The 9,765-nt window shown below is 70.5% G+C and carries 10 protein-coding genes and 1 pseudogene; 6 read left to right on the top strand and 5 right to left on the bottom strand.

The window, feature by feature from the left end; all coding sequences use genetic code 11:
* Together VNW53_RS02650 and VNW53_RS02645 are read left to right on the top strand one after the other, a co-directional pair.
* Window positions 1-194: pseudogene (locus VNW53_RS02650) on the top strand (3-oxoacyl-ACP reductase); the annotation flags it as partial.
* Between the two features lie 210 nt (window positions 195-404).
* On the top strand, window positions 405-671 hold the full coding sequence (locus VNW53_RS02645; protein WP_325553457.1) for a hypothetical protein: 267 nt from the start codon (window positions 405-407) through the stop codon (window positions 669-671).
* Window positions 672-678: 7 nt separating this feature from the next.
* Here VNW53_RS02645 and VNW53_RS02640 read toward each other — a convergent pair whose 3' ends face one another.
* Genes VNW53_RS02640 through VNW53_RS02625 form a run of 4 tightly spaced genes read right to left on the bottom strand, consistent with a single transcriptional unit; the run spans window position 679 to window position 4,035 of the window.
* Complete coding sequence (locus VNW53_RS02640) at window positions 679-1,488, bottom strand: crotonase/enoyl-CoA hydratase family protein (protein WP_325553456.1); 810 nt, start codon at window positions 1,486-1,488, stop codon at window positions 679-681.
* Between the two features lie 14 nt (window positions 1,489-1,502).
* Window positions 1,503-2,414, bottom strand: coding sequence for a glutathione S-transferase family protein (locus VNW53_RS02635; protein WP_325553455.1), 912 nt, complete (start codon window positions 2,412-2,414; stop codon window positions 1,503-1,505).
* Window positions 2,411-3,055, bottom strand: a complete 645-nt coding sequence (locus VNW53_RS02630) for a glutathione S-transferase family protein (RefSeq protein WP_325553454.1) — start codon at window positions 3,053-3,055, stop codon at window positions 2,411-2,413. Before VNW53_RS02630 ends, VNW53_RS02635 begins: the two co-directional genes overlap by 4 nt.
* Complete coding sequence (locus tag VNW53_RS02625; RefSeq protein WP_325553452.1) at window positions 3,052-4,035, bottom strand: alpha/beta hydrolase; 984 nt, start codon at window positions 4,033-4,035, stop codon at window positions 3,052-3,054. Before VNW53_RS02625 ends, VNW53_RS02630 begins: the two co-directional genes overlap by 4 nt.
* Window positions 4,036-4,142: 107 nt before the next feature.
* On the opposite strand from VNW53_RS02625, the gene VNW53_RS02620 reads away from it, so the two are divergent.
* Entirely contained in the window at window positions 4,143-4,916 is a 774-nt protein-coding gene (locus tag VNW53_RS02620; RefSeq protein ID WP_325553451.1) for an SDR family NAD(P)-dependent oxidoreductase, read from the top strand.
* Window positions 4,917-5,079: 163 nt separating this feature from the next.
* Complete coding sequence (locus VNW53_RS02615; RefSeq protein ID WP_325553450.1) at window positions 5,080-5,484, top strand: hypothetical protein; 405 nt, start codon at window positions 5,080-5,082, stop codon at window positions 5,482-5,484.
* Window positions 5,485-5,496: 12 nt separating this feature from the next.
* On the opposite strand, the gene VNW53_RS02610 is transcribed toward VNW53_RS02615, so the two are convergent.
* Window positions 5,497-6,306 (bottom strand): enoyl-CoA hydratase/isomerase family protein, encoded by an 810-nt coding sequence (locus VNW53_RS02610; protein ID WP_325553449.1) that lies wholly within the window; start codon window positions 6,304-6,306, stop codon window positions 5,497-5,499.
* A gap of 80 nt (window positions 6,307-6,386) precedes the next feature.
* Here VNW53_RS02610 and VNW53_RS02605 point away from each other — a divergent pair, with 80 nt between their 5' ends.
* Window positions 6,387-7,409, top strand: coding sequence for a hypothetical protein (locus tag VNW53_RS02605; RefSeq protein WP_325553448.1), 1,023 nt, complete (start codon window positions 6,387-6,389; stop codon window positions 7,407-7,409).
* Between the two features lie 90 nt (window positions 7,410-7,499).
* On the top strand, window positions 7,500-9,764 hold the full coding sequence (locus tag VNW53_RS02600) for an ATP-binding protein (RefSeq protein ID WP_325553447.1): 2,265 nt from the start codon (window positions 7,500-7,502) through the stop codon (window positions 9,762-9,764).
* Window position 9,765 lies beyond the last annotated feature (1 nt).

Here is a 9,765-nt window from a genome sequence, read left to right as displayed (position 1 = left end):
ACGCCGGCACCGAGATGACCCGGGCCATGAGCAAGGGGGTCATGCAGGCCGATGGCTCCATCGCCCCGGAGGCCGTCATGGACGTCTCGGCGGTCGCCGACGCGGTGCTCTACATGGCCGGCCTGCCGCTGGAGGCCAACGTCCAGTTCATGACGGTCATGGCGACGTCCATGCCGTTCATCGGCCGCGGCTAGGAGCCGTCGGCGCCCTTGGGCGGAGCATCGCGCGCCCGCTAATTGTGCAGCGCAGCGTCATTGCTGCGACGCAATATAATTTCCATTGATCGGTACGGAATCGCCGGTAAAGGTCCTCGCAGGCGACAGGTCGACGTCAGTTTCCGACCGCCGCCTAAGAGGAACGCCGGTGAAAGGGGTTGTCATCAACCTCCATCCGGAAACCAGACCATGAACCGTATCGTCATCCTGGCGGCCGTTGCCGCCACCCTGCTCGCCGCGCCGGCCTGCGCCGCGGACTCCATCCGCATTTCGACCGCCGGCAAGTCGCCCGAGCAGCTTCGCGCCGAGGTGTTCAACGCCGCCCGCCGGGTCTGCGCCAGCGACATCGTCGGCTCCAGCTTCCCGCTCGACGAGATGCGCGCCTGCGTGACCCACACGGTCAGCGCCACCCTGGCCCAGATCCAGGACCCCGCCCTGAAAGTCGCGGCGCGCTGATCCCAAGCTAGTCCGCGAACTGCGGACTGCGCTTCTGCAGATTGGCCATCACGGCCTCGACCTGGTTGGCCGAGCCGATCAGTGCGCCCTGCTCCTTGCTCTCCGCGAGGAGGACGGCGTGCTGGTCGGCTTCGGCCGCCAGGTTGAGCAGGCGCTTGCCGGCGCGGATGGCGTGCGGGTTCTTGCCCGCGATCTCGGCCGCCAGCGCCAGGGCCTCGGCCCGCGGGTCGGCGCAGACGCGGGTCGCCAGGCCCATGGCCACGGCCTCCTCGCCCGAGAAGACGCGGCCGGTGTAGGTCAGCTCCCGGGCCACGTCGTCGCGCACCAGGCCGCGCATCAGCACCATGCCGGCCATGTCGGGGATCAGGCCCCACTTGATCTCCAGCACCGCCAGGCGCGCATCGGCCGCCACGTAGCGGAGGTCCGCGCCGAGGGCGAGCTGGAAACCGCCGCCGAAGGCCACCCCATGCACAGCCGCGATCACCGGCACGGGAATCTCCCGCCAGACCATACAGGCGTGCTGGGCCCGGTTCGATCCGCCCTCGGTGCGTTTCGGCGTCAGCAGGGCGTCGGTGGTCCGCTGCCCGCCGCCGCCCGAGGCCATCTGCTGGAAGGAGCCCATGTCGAGCCCCGCACAGAACGCGCGCCCCTCGCCGGACAGCACAACCGCGCGCACGCCGGCCTCGCCCTTCAGCCGCTCGCCGGCCTCGATCAGGGCCGAGAACATGGCGTCGTCGAGGGCGTTCATCTTGTCGGCGCGCACCAGCCGCACGTCGGCGACGCCGCCCTGGATATCCATCGTCACGCGATCGTTCATGGAAGGGCTCCGTCTCAGGCCGCGGTCAGGACGTAGCCGACGCGCGGGAAATGCACATGGATCAGGTCGAGCTCGCCGTCGTCGCGGGCCACGGTGATCCGCTCGGACGTCACCGCCACCAGCCGCCCCTCGATCGGGTCGCGGCCGTAGTCGTCGGCGCGGACGGCGACGGCGTCGCCCAGGCGAAGGGCGGAGGGATCGGCTGGACCGGCGGCCGGCGCCGTGGCCGGCGTGGACGCCATGGCGATCTTCAGGGCCTCGCCGCCGCTCATCTCGTTGCGGCGGCCGTGGCCCAGGGCCTTCACCCGCTCGCGCCAGCCCGCCGTCTTCGGCAGGCCGTCGAGCAGCTCGGCGGCGACGCCCGGCGCTGCGCGCCCGAGCCACCAGACGTTCATGTAGGCCGCGATGTCGGCCAGGGAAGGCGTTGATCCTCCTAGGAAATCGTTGCTGGCGAGGCCGCGCTCGATCCAGGCCGCGTGCGCCCGCCACTGGGCCCTCATGGGGACCGCCGCGGCCTTCATGACCGCCATGTCGAAGGGCCGGCCGGAGAGCTTCTCGCGGTCCTCGATGAAGGCCTTCGGAACCTGGTCGGCCGTCGCGCCGAACACCACCGCCACCGTGGTCTGGAAGAACAGCCGGTCGGCCCAGAGGTTGACCGCCCAGTCCGCGCCGCGGGCGACGGCGGGCTTGCGGTGCCGCGCCTCGAGCTCGGCCAGGATCACCTGGGTGTCGCAATAGACGTCGGCGCCGATCTGCATCACCGGAATGCGCCGATAGCCGCCGGTCAGCGGCGTCAGCTCCGGCTTCGGCATGATCACCGGCTGGATCACCGAGCGCCAGGACAGCGCCTTCACGCCCAGCATGACCCGCACCTTCTCCGAGAAGGGCGAGCTGTCGTAGTGGTGCAGGATGATCTCGTCGTTCATGACGCGAAGGTCTCCGAACCGGCCGGCGCATGGCGCGCCTGCGAGGCCTTGGCGGCCTGGAATCCGGGCCGCGCCTGCAGCCGGCCCCAATGGGCCGCGACGGCCGGCGTGAACTCCGCGTCGAGGCCGAGTTGGCCGGCCAGCAGCAGGGCGTAGCCCACGGAGATGTCCGCGGCGGTGAAGCGCCCGGCACAGAGCCAGTCGCGGTCCTGCAGCGCCCGGTCCACGGCGCGCAGCCTGGCCAGGAACCACTTGGCGTAGTCGTCGGCCACGACCTCGGCCTTGCCCGGCTCGAAGCGCCGGTAGCGCAGCACCAGGGTCTGCGGGAACGTGAGCGTCGCCTCGCCGAAATGCAGCCAGTTCAGCCAGGCGCCATAGGCGGGGTCGGCAACATCGACCGCCAGCGGGCTCGGCCCGTAGCGGGTGACCAGGTACTGCACGATGGCCGCGGACTCCGTCATGAGCGTCTCGCCATCCGCCAGCGCGGGGATCGTGCCCAGCGGGTTGACCGCCATATATTCCTTGGCGCGGTAGCGCGGCGGGAACGGCATCACCGTCAGGTCGTAGTCCAGGCCCAGCTCTTCCAGCGCCCAGAGCGGACGGAACGAGCGCGCGTCGGCGCAATGATAGAGCCGGATCAACGGACGCCCTTGAGCCATGGGACCAGCAGGGCTGTCACCTCGTCGGGCCGCTCCTGCTGGGTCCAGTGGCCGCAGCCGGGCAGGACGTGGACGCCGCGCAGGTCGGTCACGTGCTGGCGCATCATGGCGCCCGGGTCGGCGATGCGCCCGAAGCCGTTGAACGCCGGATCCCGGTCGCCGCCGATCAGCAGCGTCGGCATGTCCAGCTTGCGGCCCTTGAACTGCTGCAGCCACTCGAAGTCGCGCTCGTGGTTGCGATAGCGGCTGATCGGCCCGAAGAAGCCCGAGGCCGTGAATTCGCCCACGTAGTAGTCGAGGTCGGCCGCGGTCAGCCAGGCGGGGAACACCCCGGGGTCGACCATGCCCTCCAGCAAGGGCGCGCCGTGCTTCTTGATGGGCCAGGTCCCGGCCGGGGCGTCGCCGCTGGCGCCGTAGTAGAACTTGCGCAGGAAATCGCGCACGTCGGCCTCGGCTTCGGCCTCCGGCGGACCGACCTCCTGGAACCAGGCCTGGTAGAAGAACAGGCCCTTGTCGGTGAAGGCCTCGCGGAAGATGTCGGTGAACGGCCGGTTCGGCACGCCGGAATAGGCCACCGAAAGGCCGGCTGTCGCCTTGAACGCCTCGGGCCGGCTCAGCGAAGAGTTCCAGACGATCGGCGCGCCCCAGTCGTGGCCGATCAGGATCGCCGGCGCGTCCGGCTGCAGCGCCTTCGCAACCCCGGCCACGTCGGCGGTGATGTTCTCCATGCTGTAGGCGGCGATATCGCGAGGCTTGTCGGAACCGCCGTAGCCGCGAACGTCGATGGCCGCCGCGGTGAACCCCGCCTGCGCGATCGGCCCGAGCTGATGGCGCCAGCTATACCAGCTCTCGGGAAAGCCATGGACCATGAGGACCAGCGGCCCTTCGCCCTCGACAGCCACGCGGATCTTCGCCTGGCCGGCGTCCACCAGTTTGAAATCCGGGGTCTTGAACTGGTGCATTTCGCCTCTCTCCCTGAGGGTCGCCATGCTCCCCGCTGGGCGCCGCCGTGGCAAGGGTGACTTCGGGGAACCGTTGACCTGACCTCCCGGCGTGACAGCATCGCGCCATGACCCACGCCGCCAGCCGCTCCGTCGCCGGATCCACCGTCCTGATCACCGGCGCGGCCAGCGGCATGGGCCGGGCCACCGCCGAGGTGTTCGCCGCCGAGGGCGCCCACGTGGCCCTCACCGACATCGCCGCCGAGAGCGTCCGCGAGGTCGCCGACGACCTGGTGCACCGGGGCCTGAGCGCCGAGGCCTGGACCCTCGACGTCGCCGACGCCGCGGCCATCGAGGCCGTGATCGCCCAGGCGGCCGCGCGGTTCGGCGGCCTGGACATCGTGGTCAACAACGCCGGCGTCGGCGGCTTCGCAGCCATCGACGCGGCGAACTACGAGGCGATCTGGACCCGCGCGCTCGGCGTCATGCTGACCGCCCACCAGCGGATCGTCCGCGCCGCCCTGCCCTACCTGCGGAAGTCCGCCGCCCCGCGGATCGTCAACATCGCCTCCACCGAGGCCCTGGGCGCCACAGCCCGCGACAGCGCCTACGCCGCGGCCAAGGCCGGGGTCACCGGCCTCACCCGCGCGCTGGCCGTCGAGCTTGGGCCGGAGGGCATCACCGTCAACTGCGTCTGCCCGGGCCCGATCCTGACCGGCATGACCGAGGCGATCCCGCAGGCCGACAAGGAGACTTTCGCCCGGCGCCGCACGGCCCTTCGCCGCTACGGCCGCCCCGAGGAGGTCGCGCACATCACCCTCAGCCTCTGCCTGCCGGCCGCGTCCTACATCACCGGCGTCACCATCCCAGTGGACGGCGGGTTGATGGCCCGCAACGCCTAGATCAGGCCTCAGCCGCCCAGAAATATTCCCGCAAGCAAGCGCGGCCATTCGCCAGGCATTCGGCCGATCTGCTTTCAAAGGTCTCGGGCAGGGATCAAGATTTATTAATTCAGCGTCCCTAGGGTGCCGCGTGATTACGGACGACGAGCTCCGGAGCGAATAGATGCCGATTAGCCGAGCGACCAGCCTTTGGCGCAGCGCCGCCGATCATTTCGAGCCCGACGACGACGTCGACCCGAAGGCGCAGCGCCAACTGCGCGGCCAACTCGAACAGATCGACTACGCCGCCTACGCCGCCAACAAGAAGGTCCTGGGCGGCGCGATCGGCAAGGCCGAGGCCCAGCAGTTCGAGCGCCTGGCCCTGGCGACAGCGGTGGCCCGCACCCAATGGGTAGCCGCCTCGCTGGCGGCCACGGAGCGCGGCCACGCCCTGACCCGCGACCAGGTCGAGCACCTGGCCCATCTGCGCACCGCCTACGAAGAACTCACCGAGGTCTACGACGCCATGCGCCGGATGGTGGAGCGCGGCTACCTGACCTACGCCGGGCCCCAGGCTGCGGAGGACTGACGGTCCTTCCGGCTAGTCGCCCTTGAACTTCCCGGGCCGCTTCTCGCGGAAGGCGGCGATCCCCTCGCGATAGTCGGCGCTGCGGCTGGCCAGCAGGTACTGGTCGCGGTCCATGTAGATGCTGGCCTGGGCCGTCGCCGCGGCGATGGCGTTCACCGCTTCCTTGGTCATCCGCACGGGCAATGGCGGCAGGGCCGCGACCTTGTCGGCCCAGCGGCGGGCGGCCGCGAGCGCCGCGCCGGCTTCCACCACCTCGTCGGCGAAACCCCAGGTCAGGCAGCGCTGCGCATCGGCGGCCTCGCCGAACATCACGTACTGCTTGGCGCGCGACGGGCCCGCGAGCGCGACCAGCTTGGGAAGCGAGCGCCAGCTCATGTTCATCCCCAGCGGGACCTCCGGCAGCCGCATGTAGGCCGACGCGCCCATCACCCGGAAATCGCAGGAGACGGCGAGCGCACAGGCGCCGCCGATGCAGTAGCCCTCGATGGCCGCGATGGTCACCGCCTCGATCTCCTCCCAGGCCTTGCAGAGGTCGGGTCCCGCCATGATCGCGCGCCGCGCCTCCAGCAGGCTCGCCTGGCCTGCGCGCGCCTGGCTGGCCGACAGGTCCGCCCCGGCCGAGAAGTAGCTCTCCGTTCCGGTCAGGATCACCGCCAGGACGTCCGTGCGCAGGCGCAGTCGCCGCGCCACTTCGGTCAGCTCGGCCATCAGCTCGCCGTTCAAGGCGTTGCGGGCGTCCGGCCGGGCCAGCGCCACCTCGCAGACGGCCTCGCGCCGGGTGAGCGCGATGTGCGTCCAGCTCGCGTCGAACAGTTCGTCCATGGCGCCGCGCCTCCCAGGTGTCGCGCCACGATACACGAGGCGGCTTGCATGCCGAGCCGGGCGGGCGAACAATCGGCGCCATGAACAAGCTCGCCGCCTTGGCGCTCGCCGCCAGCCTCGCCCTCGCCGCCACGGCCCAGGCCGCCGGTTACCAGGCGCCCAGGAACGGCTTCGGCCAGCCGGACCTGCAGGGCGTCTGGACCAACGCCTCGCTGACGAGCCTGCAGCGGCCGGCGATGTTCAAGACGCTCACCCTCACCGAGGCGCAGGCCGCCGCCCTGGAGAAACGCCGCGCCGCGGCCCGCGCCCAGGCGGACAAGCCCACCGATCCGAACTCCGGCGCGCCGCCGTCGGGCGCCGACCCCGGCGGCTACAACGCCTCCTGGACCGATCCCGGCGTCAGCCTGGGACGCATCGGCGGCCAGGTGCGCACCTCCTGGATCGTCGAGCCGACCGACGGCCAACTGCCCTATTCCACCGCCGGCAAGGCCGCCTACGTCGAGGCGCTGCGCAAGGCGCGGAACAGCTGGGACGGGCCGGAAAACCGCCCGCTGGGCGAGCGCTGCATCCTGGGCTTCGGCTCGACGGCGGGGCCGCCGATGCTGAACGTCCTCTACAACAACAACTACCAGATCGTGCAGTCCAAGGATTCCGTGGCCATCTTGGTGGAGATGAACCACGACGTGCGCATCGTGCGCCTCACCGACAAGCGGCACCTGCCCGGTCACATGCGCCCCTGGATGGGCGACAGCGTCGGCTGGTGGGAGGGCGACACCCTGGTGGTCGAGACCACCAACTTCAATCCGGGCGAGAGCCTGCGGCCCTACTTCAGCAACTCGATCCTGCTTTCGCCCAACGCCAAGGTGACGGAGCGTTTCACCCGCGTCTCGCCGACCCAGATCCTCTACCGCTTCGAGGTCGACGACCCGGCCACCTACGGCCAGGTCTGGAAGGCGGAAATGCCGCTGAACGCCGCCAAGGGCCCGGTCTATGAATACGCCTGCCACGAGGGCAATTACGCCCTGCCCGGCATCCTGGCCGGCGCGCGCAAGGCCGACCGCGAGGGCCGGAAGATCGAAGAGGTCGACATCAGCGGCGGCTAGACCGCTCCCGAACGGCCCGCCGCGTCAAAACGCCGCTGAAAACGCCGGTTTGGGAGGAAGACCTTAACCTGCACTGGCGATGCTGGTCCCATGGCAACGCTGCACGCCACTCGGGACGCCGCCCGCGGACGAGCCCAAGGGCCGGGTTTCGACACCCTGCCCTTCCCCATGGCCGTCCTCGACGCGGAACTGCGCTTCGTGGAAGCCAATGCGGCCTTCGCCGAGCTTCTCGACGTGCCCGCCGCCAGCCTGGAGGGCGAGCCTCTGGGCCATCGCCTGCGTTCGGCGGCGACCGACGCGCCGTCCGGCGAGGGCGTGCAGACCTTCGGCTTCCAATGCTCCGACGGCCCGCGCTGGCTGCGCCTGGACCTCACGCCGCAGGACGACGGACGGACCCTGGCCATGCTGGTCGACGTCACCGGCGAGCGCACCGTGCTGGAGCGCATGAAGGCCGATTTCGCCGCCCGCGGCCGGCTGATGCACGCCGCCGAGGTCGGAATCTGGCGCTACGACCCGGACGCCGAACTCTACCACTTCCCGAGCGAGCTCGCGCTTGGCCACGGCGGCAATCAGGAGCCGGTTCCGCTCGCGATGCTGCAGCTCATTCAGCACCAGGACGACCGCGCCATCGACGACGAGATCCGCGAGCGCCTGACCCGTGAAGAGGGCACGGCCGAAGCCGACATGCGCTATCGGACCGGCGACGGCGGCTGGCGCGTCCTGCGCGTGCTCTACCGTTCGGGCCGCAAGCTGAAGTCGGGCCGCTACGAGATGTACGGCCTCAGCCAGAACGTCACCGACCTGGCCCAGGCCCGGGACGAGGCCAACGCCAGCGCCAGGCGCCTGAAGCTTTCGCTGGCCGCCGCGCGCGCCGGGGTGTTCGGCTACGACTACGCCAAGGGCGAATATTGGCTGTCGCAGGAATTCCGCGACCTGATGGGAAAGGTCGCGATCGAGGCGGCCTCGTCCGCCGAGGACCCGCGGGTGATCTTCCACCCCGACGACCGCGACACCATGCGCTCGCTGGGCCAGGCCAGCATCGACGCTGGCCAGGCGGTCTCCAGCGACGCCCGCGTGCTTCGCCCGGAGGGCCCGGTGTGGGTGCGGATCTATTGGCAGACCGAATGCGACGCCTCCGGTGCGCCGGTTCGCGGCGTCGGCCTGCTGCTGGATATCGACGAGCAGAAGCGCCAGGAGCTGGCGCTCACCGAGGCGCGCCTGCTGGCGGAATCGGCCACCGCCTCGAAATCGAGCTTCCTGGCCTCGGTCAGCCACGAAATCCGCACGCCGATGAACGGCATCGTGGGCGTACTCAACCTGCTCAAGCGCGAAGGCCTCAGCGCCGAAGGCCGCGACCTGCTGGGCGAGGCCTTGGCCTGCAGCGACATGCTGGCCCAGTTGATCGACGACGTGCTGGACTTCTCCAAGATGGAGGCCGGCAAGCTGGACGTGACGCCGGCGCCCACCGATCCGGCCGCGGTGATGGCCAGCGTGGTGGCCCTGTTGCATCCGCAGGCCGACAGCAAGAACCTCTATCTGCGCGCCAGCGCCGAACCGCAGGCCTGGGACGGCGGAGGCTGGGCGATGGTCGACCCGATCCGCCTGCGCCAGTGCCTGTTCAACATCATCGGCAACGCCGTCAAGTTCACCGAGACCGGCGGCGTCGAGGTGCGCATGACCGCCAACGGCTCGGGCGCGGCCCGCAAGCTGCGCGTCGAGGTGCAGGACACCGGCGTCGGCGTGCCGGACGACGCCAAGGACGCCCTCTTCGACCGCTTCCAGCAGGCCCATTCAGGCCCCGACCGCAAGTTCGGGGGCACCGGCCTGGGCCTGGCCATCTCACGCAACCTCGCGCGGATGATGGGCGGTGACATGGGCTTCGAGAGCGCCGAGGGCCTGGGCTCGGTCTTCTGGTTCGAGATCGACGCGCCGCCCGCCGAGGCGCCGGCCCACGCCCCCAAGGCCGAGGGCGGCGAGGCCCCCCTGGCCGGCTTGAAGGTGCTGATCGTCGACGACAACCGCACCAACCGCCTGGTGGGCCTGAAATCGCTGGAGGCGCTGGGCGCCGAGGCCGAGACCGCCGACAGCGGCGAGGCGGCCATCGCCGCGGCCGTGCGCGGCGGCTATGACCTGATCCTGATGGACGTGAACATGCCCGGCATGGACGGCCTGGAGGCCACCCGCCGCATCCGCGGCCTAGGCTCGCCGCAGGCCGACGTTCCCGTGGTCGCCCTCACCGCCGACGTCATGACCCACCACCAGGCGGCCTATCACGCCGCGGGGATGAACGGCTTCGTGCCGAAGCCCTTCTCGCCCAGCCAACTGCTGGGCGAGATCCTGCGGATCGCCGGCTGAG

Source organism: Phenylobacterium sp. (genome assembly GCF_035569475.1).
In the GTDB taxonomy this organism is placed as follows: Bacteria; Pseudomonadota; Alphaproteobacteria; order Caulobacterales; family Caulobacteraceae; genus Phenylobacterium.
The sequence above is the reverse complement of the archived record's forward strand: the minus strand, read 5'-3'. Positions and strand labels throughout refer to the sequence as shown.

Coding starts and splice junctions, on each gene's coding strand:
- VNW53_RS02610 (WP_325553449.1), bottom strand. CDS start 6,306: ATGGACGAACTGTTCGACGCGAGCTGGACGCACATCGCGCTCACCCGG.
- VNW53_RS02600 (WP_325553447.1), top strand. CDS start 7,500: ATGGCAACGCTGCACGCCACTCGGGACGCCGCCCGCGGACGAGCCCAA.
- VNW53_RS02645 (WP_325553457.1), top strand. CDS start 405: ATGAACCGTATCGTCATCCTGGCGGCCGTTGCCGCCACCCTGCTCGCC.
- VNW53_RS02605 (WP_325553448.1), top strand. CDS start 6,387: ATGAACAAGCTCGCCGCCTTGGCGCTCGCCGCCAGCCTCGCCCTCGCC.
- VNW53_RS02640 (WP_325553456.1), bottom strand. CDS start 1,488: ATGAACGATCGCGTGACGATGGATATCCAGGGCGGCGTCGCCGACGTG.
- VNW53_RS02620 (WP_325553451.1), top strand. CDS start 4,143: ATGACCCACGCCGCCAGCCGCTCCGTCGCCGGATCCACCGTCCTGATC.
- VNW53_RS02615 (WP_325553450.1), top strand. CDS start 5,080: ATGCCGATTAGCCGAGCGACCAGCCTTTGGCGCAGCGCCGCCGATCAT.
- VNW53_RS02635 (WP_325553455.1), bottom strand. CDS start 2,414: ATGAACGACGAGATCATCCTGCACCACTACGACAGCTCGCCCTTCTCG.
- VNW53_RS02625 (WP_325553452.1), bottom strand. CDS start 4,035: ATGCACCAGTTCAAGACCCCGGATTTCAAACTGGTGGACGCCGGCCAG.